We start from the raw sequence: 17,932 nt of genomic DNA on the forward strand, positions 1-17,932 counted from the left end.
AAACACCTCTTTACATATTACTCATTTTCCTAATAATACTCTCTGCTATATAAAAATCCATTTCATCATCTATATCTATAGAATGATATTTATCCATTATATAAGCATATGTCTTTTCGCCATAAATATTGCCACTATTCATTAACAACTCCGTCTTTTGAATATATATAGCTCCATTTAATCTATAAAAAGTTTTCATATCCTGACGACGTCCAACTTTATTAATATCTATAAAACCATTTAAAGAATTATTATCTGGTAAAGTGTTACAAAGCAATGGAGAATATTCTGCTTCACATACCGAAACAACTGCTAAAGCTTTCCTTTCTTCAAATACTTTAAATGCGTTCTGTATATCTATTGCATCTCTTAATGGAGATGTAGGTTGCAAAAGAGTAACAGTATCAAATACCACTCCTCTTTTTCTGTATTCCATAACAACATATCTCAACGCATCCCAACTGCTCGAATTATCATCTGCCAAAGCTTTTTCCCTTAAAAACGGAACATCTGCACCATATCTTTTTGCAATATTTGCATAATACTGACTATCCGTTGATACATGTACTTTATCAAACATATTTGACTCAAATGCTGCCATTACTGTATATGCCAGCAATGGTTTTCCCGCCATATTCATAATATTTTTATTTGGAAGCCCCTTTGAACCACTTCTAGCTAAAACAACTGCAAGATTTTTCATATCTCTATCAAATCATCCTCTTCAAAATTTTTGATTGCCTTTGTACCTATTACAGAATTCCATCTCATAGGTGAAATACCATTTCCCGGTCTTTTTGTCGTAATATTTTTTTCTGTTAAAACTTCATTTTTTTTAATTTTTGTACTTGCAACAATACTTTTTCTTACTATATTTATATTTTTCTTTTCTGACTCAGCCGGCTGCTTAATTCCTGTTCCCAATGCTTTTTCAATATTTCTGATAGCACATACCATCTGTTTTAACTCATCAGGTTCCAAACTCGCCTTATGATCCGGTCCTTCCATATTTCTATCCAAAGTAAAATGCTTTTCTATTATTTTAGCCCCCATTGCAACCGCTGCAATTGGAACTTCAATTCCTTCTGTATGATCTGAATATCCTACATCCAATCCATACGTATCACCCATAGCACACATTGCTTTTAAATTAACATCTGAGAAAGGTGTTGGATATTCAGTAGTACAATGAAGCAAACTAATTTTACCCGCACCTTTTTCCTTCAATACTTTTAATGCTTCTACTATATCGTTATTAGTACACATTCCTGTAGAAAGAATAATCGGCTGATGTTTTTTTGCAATGTCTACAAGGTATGGATAATTTGTTATCTCTCCTGATGGAATTTTCCACATATCACACCCAAGAGCTGATAAGAATTCTATACTATCGATATCAAATGATGTAGACAAAAATCCTATTCCTATGCCATTACAATAATTCTTTAATTCTACAAACTCATCATATGTCAACATGAGATCTTGAAGCATTTCTAATTGCCCCTGTTGTGAATCTGTAGTCTTCTTTTGATAATCCGCTTTTGTAGCCGTTTTGCATACCAAATTTGCTGGGTTAAAAGTTTGAAATTTCACATAATCTGCCCCTGCTTCTTTTGCCTTGTCCGCTAATTTCTTCGCAAGGAGTAAACTTCCATTATGATTTACACCAGCTTCTGCAATAACTAATACACCCATATTCTCATCTCACTTTTCTGGCTGGTACTCCAACCATCGTACAATTGCTTTCTGTATCACTTATAACAACACATCCCGCACCAATTACAACATTATTTCCAATATTTATACCTTGAATAATATTAGATCCCATTCCAATTTCAGTTTTCTCACCTATCGTTACTTTTCCCGCCAATTTAACTGCAGGATTTAATGAAACAAAATCTCCTATTCTTCCGTCATGACATATAGTAACATCCATATTAACAAATACAAAGTCTCCTATTATTACATTTGTTGATATCTTAGCATTCATACTCACTATACACCCCTGCCCCATAATAATATCATCACAGACTACAGTATGCCCTAATACAATATTAGGAAATAAAATATGTGAGTTTTTACTATACATCTCATATATGTTTTTTCTAATGCTCGGATTACCAATACTTAAAATAACATTAATATCTTCATCAATATTGACTATATAATCATCATCTCCAAGATAATCAATCTTTGTATCTGATACTCTTACTGAATACCCCCCACAATTTTCTAACTTATCTATATATCCAACAATATTCCACTCTTTTTTAACCTTGTTGCTTTCTATGATTTGCCATGCAAGTTCTCTCATACAGCCACCCGCGCCAATCAAAACAATGTCTGTCATTTACTCTCACCTGCTAACAATTTTTTAATCGCATCCCCCACTGCCATAATCTCCTCTTCAGTAATCTGCGTACTACAAGGAATATTCAAAATACAATCACTATAGTACAAAGCCTTTTTTATATCATAAGTCACCGAATCTTTATATGGATTCTGTTCATGTATGAGCCCCCATATAGCTCTTGTCTGTATTCCCTGCTCCTGTAACTTTAAAACCACATCTCGCATTGAACACTTCAAATAATCCATATCCAGCTCCAACGAATAAAACCATTGATTTGAATATGTTCCGTTTCTAAATTTCAATAGCTTAACATGTTCTACTCCATTAAATAAACTCTTATACAAATAATAATTTTTATGCTTTCGATTAATAAATTCAGGTAATTCCTCCATCTGTGCAACACCAAGTGCAGCCTGAACATTTGTCATACGGTAATTATATCCAACTTCATTATGTATATAAAAATGTGGATCATCCTTTGCCTGCGTTGACAAATATCTAATATGATCCACCTCCTGTGGATTTTTTGCCGTTACAGCGCCACCTCCACCTGTGGTAATTATCTTATTTCCGTTAAAAGAATATGCTCCATAATCACCAATTGTACCAGCATACTTTCCTTTAAATATTCCTGATATATATTTTGATCCAAGTGCTTCTGTTGCATCCTCAACCACCTTCAAATGAAATTCTGTTGCAATCTGCATTATAGATTCCATATCTGCCAGGTTTCCAAAAACATGAACCACTATTATAGCCTTAACTCTCTTTCCCGTTGCACAATGAATAAGCTCATTATTTTCTATCCTGCATTCCTGTTCACAAAATTTACGCAGCTTTACAGGATCCATGCATAAGCTCTCATCACAATCCATAAATACAGGATCTGCAAGCTGGTATTTAACCGGATTCACTGCTGCAATAAACGTAAGCGTAGGTACAATAACCATGTCCCCTGGCTGCACACCGCATGATACAAGTGCAAGATGTAATCCCGCGGTTCCACTTTGGCAGGCTGCGACATTCTCTATATTCAGGTATTCTGTCATCATCTGCTCAAGCTTTGTAATATAAGCTCCACCTGTAGACACCCAGCCCTGATCAATTGCGTCATCTACATACTTTCTTTCATTCCCTTCAAAATTAGGAATTGATAATGGAATAAATTTATCCATGACAAGCCTCCCTGTGTATAATTACATCTTCGAATCAAGTGATCTTCCTTTTTCGATATGTTCAAATTCAGGCAAATATCGTTTTATTATCTGCACAACATCATCTTTAGTCAGCATGGTTCTCTCAAATGCCTCATCAAGCTCAGTCAATATATTATGTGCTTTGTCCTTATCAGGAATTCTTTTATCGGTAATCACCCCCAACGAGTCAAAACGCTTCATATCAACATTTTCCTGATTGGTAAAAAACTCTTCATATTCCTTTTCACCTGATGTATTCGACTTTGAATAATGAACCGGGTATACCATACTGCCTTTTTTCAGCTCTACTGCTTTTTCTATTGCTTCTTCATCTGAATCACATTCAAGAATATCATAACCATACTCTTTCAAAAGAGCTGTGGCAATGGTATCAAATGTCATCATCTGAGCTTCTTTTAATTTAGGAAAAAAAATTTCTCTATTATTTCCTAACATGCAGGCAAGCATACAAATCTGTCCACTTTCTTCGGGTGATACAAAATATCTTCTTACATCTGATGGTGCACTAAGTGGCTGTAATTTTGAAATTCTCGCAAGGAATCCTGCCGGAAGCGAACCATTTGAAAATGCAACATTTGCAAATCTTGCTGTTTTAACCGGAAACTTGTCTGAATATGTGAAAATAACATCTTCCATTAACCGTTTGCTTGCCCCCATTATATTAACCGGATTAGCAGCCTTGTCAGTTGATACACAAAAATATTCATCCGGCGGAAACTCTGCCAATAAATCCAATAATTTCTTTGCGTGAAGAACATTATTCTGAATAAGTGCTTCAACAGAATATATATCTTTCTCACTTCTAACATGCTTATGAGCTGAAAAATTTGCAACTATATCAAAGCCTTTTCTATTTCGAAACATTTTCTCAAATACTGACGACGCAAAATCCATAGGATATGGGATGTAATCATCCGGTACATACATATCTTTCGTACTTCGCAAATCTCTAGTAAGCTCAGCTAAGGCATTCTCATTTATATCCACCACCACAAGTGAATCTGGCTTAAATGGCAATACTGCCTTGATAAACGAGCTTCCAATACTTCCGGCTCCACCGATTACAAGTACAGATTTTTCCTCTATCTTTTTCTTTAGCGCTTCATTATTATTCTCTATATCTTTTAAGAACATGCTTTCCTGACGTTTTGTAACATATTCTGATATAAAACTACTTAGTTCAAACATATATATCCCTCTTAATAAAATTTATGATTTCAAATTCAGTTTTTCTTCCATGCGATGCATCTCTTCAAACTCTCCCATATCAAGGAACGAATCCTCTGAAATAGGATACATTCCAACTCGACGTCCCTCTTTCATAAGTTTATCTGCTAAATGCGTCATATGGAAAAACTCATCTTTTGGAATGTCATCCACCAGATTTGGATTTAATATATACATACCAGTATTTACAAAATAAGATAACTTCGGTTTTTCTTCCATAGATTCAACAGCACCATTTTCACTAGAATGAATAACTCCATATGGCACAACAATATTTTTCAACGCTGAAACTATTGTAAGCTCGTTTCCGGAATCCATATGATATTTATAAATATCATTATAGTCAGCATTGATTAAAATATCGCAATTTGTCACTATAAAAGGTTTATCAAATCTCTTTGGCAATAACTTAAGGCTTCCTGCCGTACCTAAAGGTTTATCTTCCTCTACATAATTAATAGTGTAGTCTTTTGTCATATCATTAAAATAAGACTTAATCATACCTTTTCGATAATTAACCGTTGCATAAAATACTTTTACATCAGCATCTCTAAATTTGCTAATTATACGTTCCATTATTGGGATATCTCCTATCGGAATAAGCGGCTTAGGAAGTATCTTTGTATATGGATACAGACGAGTTCCTCTGCCACCAGCCATGATTACTACTGGAACTTTTTCTAACAAGCCTTCTCCGTAATTCTTTGACTTCGTCTTACTATTTAGAAAAATAATACTCTGGACATAGAAATCCTTATCCACTACAGGAATGGCCGTTATCGATTTTTTCTCCATTAACCTAACGGCAAAAGAACTCTCATTTTGTAAAATTGTTATTGGATTAATATTCATCATATATCGTATTGGTGATTTCAATTGCCCTGTACGAATTAACCACCTTCTAATATCTCCATCTGTAACTACTCCTAGCAATCTATTTATATCATTTACTACAAATAAAATCCCCTTCGAATTACTATCAATTTTTCGCATCGCTTCAACAACCGTACTATTAGGAGAAATTAGATATTTATCTAATTCCCGCATTTCCATAAAGACACCTCCATGTCAACAATTTATCCTCCATAATAAATCTACTATTTGTTATATTGATCTTAAATTTGCTTTTCTACTGATAATAAACTAAAATCATTCAAAAAATCATCTATTCTTTTTATATACAATTTATATGTATTAATTCCAAGATTTATATTAGCTTTCCATTCTTCATTAATATCTTTATAGACATCATATACACCTATCTCAATAGAATTTTCATATTCTCCTTCATACATTGAAAGAAGATAATTCTCTTTGATTGAACTCAACCATTTATTTATTTTTTTTATCTCTTTAAAATTATTTTTAAACTCTTCTGTATCTTCTTTGCCCTCCATTTTTAATCTATCAAGTATATTATAATAATCAATCCCTTTATTTAATCTTCTCCTATAGCGTTTTAATCTTTGCGGTAATTTTCTAATGTACTCCCATATTATCCTTTGTTCCTCTTCATTACATATTTGTGGAATATCATCTACAACATTATTTATATCAAAAGATATTTCCGGAGTACACCACTCACCAATTATATCTTTAAGAGGTATTTCTCTCATACCATGTATCTTAGCACCACCTTCTGTTGCATTAACAACATTTAGTTCATCAGCACATTCCATCTGTAATTCAAACCATTTTAAATACGAATGATAATCCTCTCTTGTTTTAACTTTACCCCCATAATATCCGTCAACATATCTATAAACACCTTTCTCGTTCGATATATTTTCTGACTCGATACTATGAATACCTTTAGCATGTATGTTTCCATTTGTCAAAGCTAAATCATGTCCCACCATTATTATTTTATTAAATCCCATTTTGAGAGCCAAAAAGAACGCACTATTACCAACCGATCCTCCTGTAGGAATGGCATCATTTTTCTTCCCTACAATTTCTAACAAAAAATCCGTAAAATTTTCCCCAGACGAAGCATAAAATCTCTTTCCATTATGTATTTTTATTAAATCCGAATTTCCATTCGTTTCCATAACTAATGGTATTTTTTTAAATTCTGGTGTATCAAAAAATGATAAAGGCTTTTTATTATCAATTGTTATCACTATATCTGGAATAATACCACGCTTATGTAATGGTTTAAGGGCCGTATCAACAGCAATTATACAGGCTTTTCCCTTTACTCTTTTTAATTCCCCTACATTTTTATCCAACGATGGACCTGCTGCAACTACTATAGCAACACTGTCAGAGTTTACTATTGATTTCGAGCTCTTAAACAAATCCCTTACCGAATATTGTGTAATTATATCTGAAAAAGATTTCAAATAACTTTCCGCCCAATTATTACCATATTTTATCTTTGTTCTTGCTTCCATCCCAATTTGATTTAAAAAATAATAATATTGCCTATATATTTCCAAAATATTTTCATTCCATATATTATTGTAATTAGGCAACACTATCCAATATGTATATCTATAACTACTTGTAGTAATAAAATTCAGCATCATTCTATACACAAAAGACTTGCCTTTTATTCCCACACCCAAATATACATTATCTTCTTCTAAAATGTTCCATTTACCACAATTCTTACAATAATATTTAAAAATTTCAACAGATGGTTCATAAATTATAAAAACAGCATTAGGATATAATCTAAACAACTTTTCGAGATACATTCCATTTGCCAACCCAAATATAATAAATACAGCATACGGATTCAAGTCCTTATAGTTATCTAACCAGTTTTCTACTTGCTCTTTTGCATTTATTAAACTAGTCATTCTATAAACATGTGAATTTTTCTCTATTCCAAATGTACGCATGCCATCAATTGTAGTATATTGAATAAGTTTTATATCATCTTTTTCACTGTAACAATCATATATTTGTCCAATTTTTTTAATGCTATTCTTCATATTTATAACCTACTATGATATTCAATAATTCTTTCATAATATTAATTGTTTCATTTTCCAAAATATCTATTAATTGCAATTCATCTTTATATGTCAGTGCCTCTATAATATGCTTTCCATTTTCATTTATTTCTATAATAACTTGTTTATCACAACAATTTGCACATTCTTCATAAACTGTATTTATTAGTATAAGTATATCTTTTTTTTCTTTATCATATATTTTATTGTCTACATATAAAATATGTTTAATATTATATATTTTTTTTATTATATCATTTATATAATTAATCATATGTTTTGCCTATATAAAAAAAGCGGCCCATACGAGTCGCTTTTTCTTTTTTTATTTTGCCTACTGAATAAGTGAAAGTACGCCTTGTGTCTGGCTGTTTGCCTGAGCAAGCATAGACTGACCTGCCTGCTGGATGATAGAAGTAGCTGAGTACTGTACCATCTCTGAAGCCATGTCTGTATCACGAATACGAGACTCTGCTGTCTGTGTGTTTTCTGCAATATTATCAAGATTATTAACAGTATGTTCAAGTCTATTCTGTATTGCACCAAGATACGATCTCTGCTTTGAAACTCCCTTAATAGCCGCCTGCACGTAAGACATTGTCTTTCCCGCTGAAGCATTAGAATCAACTCCAAGCTTTGAGCCTGTAGTTCCTAATCCCAAATTACTGCAATTCATTGCATTTATTGAAATAGTTATTGTCTGATTGTTTAGTGCACCAACTTGAAGTTTCTTTCCAGTAAATGAACCATTAAGAAGATTCTGTGTATTAAACTGTGTAGTGCTCTGTACTCTGTCAATTTCTTGTGAAAGCTGCTCAATTTCAGACTTAATAGCAGTTCTATCTACAGATGTATTAGTATCATTTGCAGCCTGTGTTGCAAGTTCATTCATTCTCTGAAGAATTGAATGTGTTTCATTTAAAGCGCCCTCTGCTGTCTGTATAGCTGAGATACCATCCTGAGCGTTTGAAGAAGCTTTGTTAAGGCCCTTGATCTGGCTTCTCATCTTCTCTGAAATTGAGAGTCCTGCTGCATCATCTGCTGCACGGTTGATTCTATAGCCAGAAGATAATTTCTCTGTTGATTTGCTGAGTGAACCTGTGCTAATTCCTAACTGTCTGTTCGCATTGGCTGCTGCCATGTTGTGCTGTACTACCATATTTGTTTCCTCCTTGAATTAAGTGAAGCGTCCATGCTTCAGTCTGTTTGATCATTGTAGTTCGCCGCCCGACCGTACGCTTCGTTTGGCTTGCTACTATTAAGTAATATCTTGCTTACTTATTATCTATATCGGACTTGTTTTCCTATACTTTATACCTAAAATAAAATTTTTTAAAAATTTTGCAAATCATTATAAACCTTTTTAAGATATCCAATCAATATATTGTTTTCTTTCTCTGTACGAACCGCGATTCTAATATAACTTTTTCTGTTGGATATCTTGCCGGAAATATCTTTTATTAATATGCCTTCTTCAAACAATCTAAAGCACAACTGTTCACTATCTATACCAATTACCTCGCACATTACATAATTTGCCTGAGTTGGCAACACCTTTAGATAATCTATCTCCTGCAAGTCCCTCAAGAACCTTCGTCTTGTATTTCTAAATTTTTCCATGCTTTCTATATAGTTCTTTTTATATTTGTTAAATATCTGCATAAAGAACTCTCCGAAAGAATTTATATTCCAAATCGGCAGTGTGCTTCTTATCACCCCCATTTCTTTCTTATCTGCTGAAGCCAAAACCCCTAATCTAACACCCGGCACGCCATACGATTTGGAAATACTTTTTATGATATATAAATTTGTATGTTTTTCCAATATATCGTCTTTTATCAAAGTAATATCTTCAATGCTCTCATTCTCCTGCAAATCGACGAAATCGACAAAGCTCTCATCTAAAATAAACTTTATTTGTCTCTTTTCAGCCCATTGTATAAGCTTTAGTACATCATGTATCGGTATATAATTACCTGTTGGATTATCCGGATTTATCAGAACCAAAGAGCCTATACTTTTATCATCAAAATAATTTATCACATCATCTGCGTTATATCCTTTTTCATTTATATGTGGATGATATATTTCCACATTTCCTGAATATCTGTTCTTATATTCGTTAAATGACGGCTCTATAATGCCCATTGTCCCAGTTTGTATATCAAGTAAAGCCTTTATTAATTCGGCCGCGCCATTCCCTAATATAATATATTCCTCTTTTACTCCAAATATATTTGAAGATATCGTTGAATCAACCTTCTGTCCAGAAGGGTATTGCGTTAGCAATGTCTTAAAATTTGACTCCATCTCATCTAATAACCTTTTGGATGGAAAATACGGATTTACCAGATAACAATAGTCCGTCATATGAGGATATCGCCAAAATCCCCCATATCTGCTCATTATTTTACGATATCTTTCTGCCGGATCATCTGTAAACAGTGATTCCGCTATATCCAAATCCTGAATATCATCAATTTCATACCATTTCTGATTATCTATACGTTTAACCCGTATTTCATTAGTCTCCAGCATCGCAATTAGCTTTATCACAGACTCGTAATACTCATTTTCACCCATCGCTTTTTCATAGGCAGCCAGAAAAGGCACATATATGTTACTTGAAAAATCTACCGACAGCTTATATATGTTTACCGTCTTATAATATTTTTCTTTATCATTAAAATTAAAATATTTACCCGGCACAAAATCTACTATTCTGTCATCATCATCTATAATCATGCAACTGCCATCCATCCAGCTTTCAAACTTATCAACAACAGCTAGCGATTTCCTCTCATCAGTCAACACCCCATCTATAATAGCCTCATCAAATACAAGATCTGATTCAAGTAAAATTGTATCATCTTCACATAAATGTTCTTTAGCTAATGACAAAGAGTAAATATTATTAGTTTTTTCATAGTCATTATTCCATATGTATGTAATCGGTGTAGCTACATTTAATGATTCAATATAATTTACAAGCTTTTGTCCTTCATAGCCCACAACAATTACGATTTTATTTAATGCTTTCCTATCCAGTATTCTCAATGTTCTCTCTATTATAGATATGCCATTAACCTTCACCATGCATTTAGTATTGTTTTCTGTTAAATGTTTTAATCGCTTTCCCATTCCTGCAGCAAGAATTATTGCCTGCATAAATATTCCTCCTCATTATCTAATCATATATTACATGCTCTGCTATTCTTTCCAGAAAGATCTTCTCATATTTATCCAATAAAGCCTTATCTTCGATATTTGTACCATCTTTATAGTACCCATACACCTTGTAATCTTTTAATTCAAATCTTCCCTCTTCATCAGTTAGAGCCTGATTATCAAAATATATTTCATAGTCATTGGCATTTGCTACCGCACAATATTTATCTCCAGGATGAATACTTTCTGTTATAGCATATTCTCTCTCTTTTTCACCTCCGAAACTGAGTGGAAGCCTACCATTTATTTTCTCATAATCAACTGGTATATCACACAATTTACACATTATAGGCAAGTAATCAGCCGTTGAAATAATTTCATCTGACATTTTTTCATCCACATTGCTTCCACGAAACATAAAAGCTACCTTGGTTCTCTCCTTTGACAAAAAATGTTTATCATTTGGAACCAAATACCCCTGTCCATGATCCGCAAAAAGGCTTATAACTATTTCATCATCTTTATAATTCTTCTCGATATAGTTATATAAAATTCCAAACAACATATCAAAGTACTGAATAGTCTTTTTATATCTCTGACTTTTTCCCCAGCTATAGTTTTGTTTAACAGATGTCTTTCCAACATCTTCATATTCCAGTTCATCAAGCGTAAGATTTTTTTGTACTGCAAGTGACAAATCATATCCATCTGCAATATCATGCAAATCACCAACTGTCATCCATAAATATTGATCCGTATCCTTAAATGTCTCAAGATGTTCAATTATATTAATGATCTCCTGTTCAGCTCTTGCCCCCATAGGTTGAATTTGATATACATACTGATCGCACCCTCTTGCAAATCCGTATGAATATATACATCTCCAATCGCCATCTAATTTACTTGTAAAATAGCCTTTTTCCTTAATGTATTCAGTCAATGTTGGTACATCTCGCGGTAATTCACCATCTATTATGTTATGAAACATCATATGTCCTAATGTGTCCAAACCACTTTCATATGTAGCTAAGCTTGGAAATGTCCATTCAGAACAGCTAAAAGCATTTGTACATACAGTACCTTTTTTAAAGAAATCGTATGTATTTGGCATAAGTCTTCTAAAATCTTCTCCATTAATAACCTCCTGCGACAATCCATCAACAAAAAAGCTCAAGACAAGTTTTTTTCGTTTTGCATCATGTTTTAGCGGAATCGGATATCCATAATATGCTTTATGCTTTGAAATTATTTGTGTTCCATTTTTTACCCTATAATAGTTAAAATGCTTGGCCTCTCTCTGTACAACAGTATTTATTTTATCCTCATTTGTAAAACTGTGAATATTATTTCTTTCAGCACTCGCTATAGGAATCAGGTATTCTCCTTCTCTGCTATTAATTTCTGTCTCCATCCCCTTATTTATAAACTTCAAAAATTCTGCTTGTGTCCTTATAAGACTCATATTTTCCTTGCCAATAAATAGTTGCTCAGGACTCCTATATATTCCTATAAATCTCAGATCATCATCTGTCACCCAATATTCTGTACCCACTATTAACTCTTCACTATTCCTAGCTGCTATCTCATTTTTTCCCCAAAAGTTATTCATTCTTTTTATAAACGAGTCCGCCTTCAAGATATTTTTAATATCACCTTTGTCTATAAAGTCATTTGTCATCATAACAAACTGTTCTTCCAATATGTCTATCTGTTTACACATATCATCGTACATATCTTTATTATCAATTTTCATATAATCATATAGAAAGCGAGATATCTTATATGCTCTCAATGCCTCCATCACCATTCCAATCTCCTGATACGCACAAGCATTATAATAATATGCCTCATAGCTTGTAGGAAACTTTCTTACACACTCTTCAGATATTTCTATTGCTTTCTCTATATCCCCCAGTTGCAACATACAAATGCATTTATAAAACTTTAAATCCCTGTCTTTAGGACAATTTCGTTCACACTCATTTAAAATTTCAAAATTTTTTTGTATGTTTCCAGTTTGTATATTATTTTCAATTTCTTTTTTTAACTCGTTTTTCATCTTTTATTCTCCATAAATAACAATGCCATTCAAATCCTAATCATTTGAACGGCACAATATATCTTTTGATTTAACACAAACGTCTGGTTGTCTCCATCTGTCAGCTTAATTCACACTTAGTTTCAATATTTATAATCTACTGCAACAGCGATAATATACCACTAGCGCTCTGATTAGCCTGTGCCAATATACTCTGACCTACCTGCATCAATATCTGATCTCGTGAATACTGTACCATCTCTGCTGCCATATCTGAATCACGAAGCTTTGATTCTGCCGCCTGTGTATTCTCAGCAGTATTTGTATCAGCATTATAAGCATGTTCAAGTCTGTTTATGTATGCACCAAATAAAGACCTCTGCTGTGAAACCTTGTCTATTGCACCGTCTATCTGAGTTATTGCAGCCTCACTTGAATCATGTGACAACGTATCTATACCAGCTATTCCAAGCGTACTTGTTCTCATAAGGTCATATTTTATATTTATATTCTGTCCATTTTGTGCTCCGGCCTGAATATTCAGCCCCTCATATGCGTTAACAGTTACTACTGTCGAGTTCACCACATGACTTTGGGTATTACCTGCATTCGAGTATGTGAGATTCTGATACGTATCGCCCGCACCCTTTGCCGTAACTTTTGAGTTAGCATTTATTATGCTCTGTGCTAAAGTCTCAAAATCAGCATCCGTTGTCAGGTCTTTTACATCCTGATAGTTTATTCTACTCAGATTATATGAAATTTCCATATTATTCCTAGCGTTATAGTCAGATGCTGCTCCTGCTTTCGTAAAGTATGCAGATGTTGATGATGCTCCTATTGATGCATTCAATACGCTTACATCTGCCAGGCTTTGTCCGCTTGATGTAACACGCTGTACAAATGCTGATTTTGCATTTTTTAAATTATTGACAATATCTTTCTTAATGTCTGTTGATGTGTGCATTGTAAGTGTCTTAGTCGCATCTGCAGCTCCTGTGAACGTTATATCATATCCTCCACCGGCTGATTCCGTAACATTTCCACTTGCAATATCCTCATTATTATTATTGTAAGCTCTGCCCAATGTATCTCTCTGTACACAAAATTCAAAGTTGCAGCTTGCTGATGCCGCTGTTCTTGACTCCGCTGTATTTGCGGTTCCTGTATTACTTACAGATGCTGCTGTAGGACTGACTACACTTCCTCTTATTATAGTACTATTCAAATCGGATGTTATCGCATCAGAATCTCCATCCTTGTCTAATCCAAATGTAAAATTAATGAATCCTCCTTTTGATGTATCGTCATATCCATATGTAGCCTCTTCATCTATGGAAATATTATTTTTTGTATCATATTGTTTTTCTCCCCAAGTTCCTACATATGCATTTGTTGTGGTATCTTTTATAGCATTCCACTGGGTCTGCTGCACTTTGCCATTATTATATTCCACCGTCATACCATTTCGATCCGAAACAACATTATAATCTTTTTTACTTCCGACTGTATTGGAACTGTCTGAGATTTTATCCTTGTTAATGTTTGTGACTGTAACCTTGTTTGTCATTGACTTAATAACTGCTGATTCTTTGGATGTTGCACCTGATTTGACACTGTACCATTCAGCTCTTGCATGTGTTGTATTTATCTGGGATTCAAATTCGTCCCATGCCAATCCACCACTTGGCACATCAAATGACACTTCTGTACCATAATAATTAAACTTATATGTTCCACCCGGCACACTCTGTCCAGGTGTTATTCCCATAGTAGCCCATGTTGTATTACCTTTCTTGGGATCTGTTCCATCCAATGCAACACCATCTATCTTTATTCCATTATTATCCATTGACCAGCTATATGTTTTCTGTGCCTGATCAAGTCTTTCTCCTGCATTGACTTTCACGGTAAATGAAGCCTTTATACTATTATTGTAATCATCTGCAACTGTACTTGCATCATCCGCTAAGAATGCACTGCTGTCTACTTCTTTTGTCTGCGTAAATTTACAGGTATTCCTATCATAACCTATTCCCATATCTTCCCAGGAATAACGATGCTTCATATACTCTATTCCACCAATATATGAGCCTTTATCATCTGTTGCATTATAAAACGAAAAATCATGTGCTATCCCTCCGGTACTTGGTATCATAGGTATTGCCCAGATTTTCTGCCCATTAAACTCTGTTGTCTGAAATGTACGGTCTGTTTCTTCCTTTAACTGTTGTATTTCCTGATTTATTGCAGCTCTATCACTTTCTGTGTTGGTATCATTTGCTGCCTGCACAGACAATTCTTTCATACGATCAAGTATGGAATGGACCTCTGAAAGAGCTCCATCTGCCACATTACAGTATGATATTCCATCCTGAATATTTCTTGATGCCGCATTCAAGCCTCGTATCTGCCATCTCATCTTTTCTGAGATAGCAAGACCTGCTGCATCATCTGCACTTCTGTTTATTCTATATCCTGATGACAGCTTTTCTGTTGTCTTGGATAATCTTTTGGATACTTTTCCAAGACAATTATTTGCGTTCATTGCTGCCAGATTATGCGCCATTACCTGCACAAACTTCCACTCCTTTGGCTCTTAAACATCTTCCATGATGCCTTTTCTACTGATTATATCGGTATTTTTGTCCCGGAGTTTACTTTATTATGTTAATTTTTTCCTATTTTCACTGATTAAACACCTCTGCAAACATCTCCTCTAACCTCACATCATAGCTGCATTTCTCCGCGACCTTACCATATCCGTTCGCTGCTATCTGCTGCCTCTCTGACTCATGGGTCAGGTAATATCTGCATTTTGCCAGCAAATCATCCTGTGACTCGTATAGCACCACGTCTTCTCCCGGCACGAAGATGTCATACATATCCTCCTGATAATTTGACAGCAGAAAACCTCCTGCTGCACATATATCCATTCCGCGGAGCGGTATGCCTGACTTTATGCTTCGCATTGTGATATTCAGGTTGATTCTCGAATTTCTGAATATGTACGGCATGGTATCGTAGTAATCTATTGCGCCGACGTTCTTGATTTTTTCAAGCTCCGGTGTAGCATTGTGTGTATACAGATTGATTTTATACTGACTGCCCAGTTTTTCTCCGAGCAGCTTCAATGTTTCGATACGCTCATCGCTCGCCATTTGTCTTGCCATGAAATAATCTGCATACAGATATTGTATAGTCTCCACTCCGTCCGGGCTTGGCTCCAGCGGGCATGCTTTTTGCATATCCGCTATTATCTGTGGTGTAAGCATTTCCTGCAAAAAGTAATAGCCATAAACCTTGCGCTGTGCTTTCATGATTGATTCCAGATAGCCTCTGGTGTAGTCTGATATTCCCTCAAGCCTTTTAAACAGGTTATGCTTTTCGTTGTACATTGCTCCGACAAAGGATATGTCGCATGACTGTGTTTTTTTCAGTTGCTCTGCAATCTGTGCATTTTTGTCATTTTTGCTGTCGAGCATACGCTTCATGCGGTCTATATTTACCGCCAGCGGCTCATAATATACTGTGTCTATTCCTGCATTTTTCAGCTCCAGATACTGCATCTTATCGAAGATGAATACATGATTGCATGGATTTATCAGGGTGTATGAGTACAGTGCCACATGCGGACTGTCGTACACCCATGCTATGTATGGCAGATTGACCTTGTTACAGTTGACCGATATTACCGGGCTATAGTTGAAGGTGAATACGCAGTCGTATGGTCTGCCATTTATACCCTCTTCATATGCTTTTTCAAATATGCTGTCAAATTCTGTGCTTTTACGCTCCTTTATCAGGGCTGATTCTATTGCTTTGTATTTGTGTCCGTTTTTTGTGAGGGTTTCTTTTACGTCCTCTATTCCAAAGTTGTGGTATTCAAATATTAGTATATTCATGCTGTTCACCCATTTTCATCAATTTCATCCACCCATTTTCACCATTTTCATCCACCCATTTTCGCCATTTTCATCCACCCATTTTCACTTTTTATTATCCATGAACTGTGGATCTACATATCCGGTCTTTGTCATTGACTGATAATATTTGCTGGCCACATTTGCGCCCTTTCGCACTTGTCTGGCCTGTTTTTTTATTCCGTTGAATTTGTTTGTCATAAGGGCTTTGTTTCTGGCTTCCTGGCTTTGGATTTTCACGCTCTTGTCTGTGATTTTACGGATATGATCCTGCATGATGCGGATTTCTTCTTTGTATGTCTCTTTGTTGCCTTCAAGATCTTCTTTTACTCGCTCAAAGAGCTTTTCGAAGCCACTGTCCAGGTTGTCTAGCTGCTCTATGAGCTTTGATTTCTGCTCTACAACATCATCAAAATCGTCCGGTGTGAGATTTGGGTCTTCGAGCTGGTTTTTCTGTACCGTGTCAAGCTCTATTATTTTGTCAAGTACCTGTTCTTTTTTCTCCAGGCTTTGTATCATTATTGCGATGTATGTCTGTTCCATGGTGTTCTCCTTTCAAAAAGGCTATTGCCCAGCTCCATAACTTTGCAATAGCCTTTTTGTCTTTTATCGTTATTATTTTTTGTTTTACGACATGCCTACCTTGCTTCCGTTGCAAGTGACACGCATGACCTCTTTCCATGCATCTCTCATGGTACGCAGGTGCTCAAGCACTTCATCGAGTATCTTTGTATCTTTCTTGATATTGGCCTCAACCAGTCTCTGCATGAGGTATGTATATACCTTGTCGAAGTCCTTTGCTACCGGATATTTGTGATTCAGTGTGGCCTGAAATTCTTCGATGATTGCCTCTACCTTTTTGATATTATCGTGTGCTTTCTGTATGTCTTTTTTCTCTATAGCCATCTCTGCTATGTTGCAGAACTTGATGGCTGCCTCGTAGAGCATGAGTGTCAGCTCCGCTGGCGATGCTGTCTGAACCTTGCTGTTTGCATATACTGCGTATCCTTTGCTTTGTAACATTTGTTACCTCCCTGATTTCG

At 35.0% G+C, this 17,932-nt stretch carries 15 protein-coding genes; all 15 read right to left on the reverse strand.

Annotation, left to right across the window (positions count from 1 at the left end; genetic code table 11):
* Positions 1–10: 10 nt before the first annotated feature.
* Positions 11–703, reverse strand: a complete 693-nt coding sequence (locus ACTQ1L_RS09650) for an acylneuraminate cytidylyltransferase family protein (RefSeq protein ID WP_441366815.1) — start codon at positions 701–703, stop codon at positions 11–13.
* Positions 700–1,695 carry an N-acetylneuraminate synthase gene (gene neuB, locus ACTQ1L_RS09655; protein ID WP_441366816.1) on the reverse strand — a complete coding sequence of 332 codons (996 nt, stop codon included), beginning with the start codon at positions 1,693–1,695 and terminating at the stop codon, positions 700–702. Before neuB ends, ACTQ1L_RS09650 begins: the two co-directional genes overlap by 4 nt.
* Before the next feature lie 4 nt (positions 1,696–1,699).
* Positions 1,700–2,350 carry a PglD-related sugar-binding protein gene (locus tag ACTQ1L_RS09660; RefSeq protein ID WP_441366818.1) on the reverse strand — a complete coding sequence of 217 codons (651 nt, stop codon included), beginning with the start codon at positions 2,348–2,350 and terminating at the stop codon, positions 1,700–1,702.
* Positions 2,347–3,528, reverse strand: a complete 1,182-nt coding sequence (locus ACTQ1L_RS09665; protein ID WP_441366820.1) for a LegC family aminotransferase — start codon at positions 3,526–3,528, stop codon at positions 2,347–2,349. The genes ACTQ1L_RS09660 and ACTQ1L_RS09665 overlap by 4 nt, the downstream gene beginning before the upstream one ends.
* Positions 3,529–3,549: 21 nt before the next feature.
* The gene (locus ACTQ1L_RS09670; RefSeq protein WP_441366822.1) at positions 3,550–4,758 is read right to left on the reverse strand and encodes a polysaccharide biosynthesis protein; all 1,209 of its coding nucleotides are present in this window, start codon (positions 4,756–4,758) and stop codon (positions 3,550–3,552) included.
* A gap of 21 nt (positions 4,759–4,779) precedes the next feature.
* Complete coding sequence (locus ACTQ1L_RS09675; RefSeq protein WP_441366823.1) at positions 4,780–5,850, reverse strand: nucleotidyltransferase family protein; 1,071 nt, start codon at positions 5,848–5,850, stop codon at positions 4,780–4,782.
* 62 nt (positions 5,851–5,912) lie between these two features.
* Positions 5,913–7,739: a motility associated factor glycosyltransferase family protein gene (locus ACTQ1L_RS09680; protein WP_441366824.1), complete on the reverse strand. Its 1,827-nt coding sequence runs from the start codon at positions 7,737–7,739 to the stop codon at positions 5,913–5,915.
* Positions 7,729–8,034, reverse strand: coding sequence for a hypothetical protein (locus ACTQ1L_RS09685; protein WP_441366825.1), 306 nt, complete (start codon positions 8,032–8,034; stop codon positions 7,729–7,731). The genes ACTQ1L_RS09680 and ACTQ1L_RS09685 overlap by 11 nt, the downstream gene beginning before the upstream one ends.
* A gap of 60 nt (positions 8,035–8,094) precedes the next feature.
* A complete protein-coding gene (locus ACTQ1L_RS09690) occupies positions 8,095–8,919 on the reverse strand; it encodes a flagellin N-terminal helical domain-containing protein (RefSeq protein ID WP_441366827.1) in 825 nt (274 codons plus the stop codon).
* A 173-nt stretch (positions 8,920–9,092) separates the two neighbouring features.
* Positions 9,093–10,928, reverse strand: coding sequence for an aminotransferase class I/II-fold pyridoxal phosphate-dependent enzyme (locus tag ACTQ1L_RS09695; RefSeq protein WP_441366829.1), 1,836 nt, complete (start codon positions 10,926–10,928; stop codon positions 9,093–9,095).
* Positions 10,929–10,947: 19 nt separating this feature from the next.
* Positions 10,948–12,987, reverse strand: coding sequence for a sulfatase-like hydrolase/transferase (locus ACTQ1L_RS09700; RefSeq protein ID WP_441366831.1), 2,040 nt, complete (start codon positions 12,985–12,987; stop codon positions 10,948–10,950).
* 136 nt (positions 12,988–13,123) lie between these two features.
* The gene (locus tag ACTQ1L_RS09705) at positions 13,124–15,535 is read right to left on the reverse strand and encodes a flagellin N-terminal helical domain-containing protein (RefSeq protein ID WP_441366877.1); all 2,412 of its coding nucleotides are present in this window, start codon (positions 15,533–15,535) and stop codon (positions 13,124–13,126) included.
* Between the two features lie 118 nt (positions 15,536–15,653).
* Positions 15,654–16,871, reverse strand: a complete 1,218-nt coding sequence (locus ACTQ1L_RS09710) for a CgeB family protein (protein ID WP_441366832.1) — start codon at positions 16,869–16,871, stop codon at positions 15,654–15,656.
* 84 nt (positions 16,872–16,955) lie between these two features.
* Positions 16,956–17,432 (reverse strand): flagellar protein FliT, encoded by a 477-nt coding sequence (locus ACTQ1L_RS09715; protein WP_441366834.1) that lies wholly within the window; start codon positions 17,430–17,432, stop codon positions 16,956–16,958.
* Positions 17,433–17,516: 84 nt separating this feature from the next.
* Positions 17,517–17,912, reverse strand: a complete 396-nt coding sequence (fliS, locus tag ACTQ1L_RS09720) for a flagellar export chaperone FliS (protein WP_441366837.1) — start codon at positions 17,910–17,912, stop codon at positions 17,517–17,519.
* Positions 17,913–17,932: the final 20 nt, after the last annotated feature.

It is taken from the genome of Agathobacter sp. LCP21S3_B2 (assembly GCF_052118705.1).
Taxonomy (GTDB): Bacteria; Bacillota; Clostridia; order Lachnospirales; family Lachnospiraceae; genus Roseburia.

Bases quoted from the DNA above. Each gene is read 5' to 3' on its own strand.
- ACTQ1L_RS09650 (WP_441366815.1), bottom strand. From the start codon at position 703: ATGAAAAATCTTGCAGTTGTTTTAGCTAGAAGTGGTTCAAAGGGGCTT.
- neuB (WP_441366816.1), bottom strand. From the start codon at position 1,695: ATGGGTGTATTAGTTATTGCAGAAGCTGGTGTAAATCATAATGGAAGT.
- ACTQ1L_RS09660 (WP_441366818.1), bottom strand. From the start codon at position 2,350: ATGACAGACATTGTTTTGATTGGCGCGGGTGGCTGTATGAGAGAACTT.
- ACTQ1L_RS09665 (WP_441366820.1), bottom strand. From the start codon at position 3,528: ATGGATAAATTTATTCCATTATCAATTCCTAATTTTGAAGGGAATGAA.
- ACTQ1L_RS09670 (WP_441366822.1), bottom strand. From the start codon at position 4,758: ATGTTTGAACTAAGTAGTTTTATATCAGAATATGTTACAAAACGTCAG.
- ACTQ1L_RS09675 (WP_441366823.1), bottom strand. From the start codon at position 5,850: ATGGAAATGCGGGAATTAGATAAATATCTAATTTCTCCTAATAGTACG.
- ACTQ1L_RS09680 (WP_441366824.1), bottom strand. From the start codon at position 7,739: ATGAAGAATAGCATTAAAAAAATTGGACAAATATATGATTGTTACAGT.
- ACTQ1L_RS09685 (WP_441366825.1), bottom strand. From the start codon at position 8,034: ATGATTAATTATATAAATGATATAATAAAAAAAATATATAATATTAAA.
- ACTQ1L_RS09690 (WP_441366827.1), bottom strand. From the start codon at position 8,919: ATGGTAGTACAGCACAACATGGCAGCAGCCAATGCGAACAGACAGTTA.
- ACTQ1L_RS09695 (WP_441366829.1), bottom strand. From the start codon at position 10,928: ATGCAGGCAATAATTCTTGCTGCAGGAATGGGAAAGCGATTAAAACAT.
- ACTQ1L_RS09700 (WP_441366831.1), bottom strand. From the start codon at position 12,987: ATGAAAAACGAGTTAAAAAAAGAAATTGAAAATAATATACAAACTGGA.
- ACTQ1L_RS09705 (WP_441366877.1), bottom strand. From the start codon at position 15,535: ATGGCGCATAATCTGGCAGCAATGAACGCAAATAATTGTCTTGGAAAA.
- ACTQ1L_RS09710 (WP_441366832.1), bottom strand. From the start codon at position 16,871: ATGAATATACTAATATTTGAATACCACAACTTTGGAATAGAGGACGTA.
- ACTQ1L_RS09715 (WP_441366834.1), bottom strand. From the start codon at position 17,432: ATGGAACAGACATACATCGCAATAATGATACAAAGCCTGGAGAAAAAA.
- fliS (WP_441366837.1), bottom strand. From the start codon at position 17,912: ATGTTACAAAGCAAAGGATACGCAGTATATGCAAACAGCAAGGTTCAG.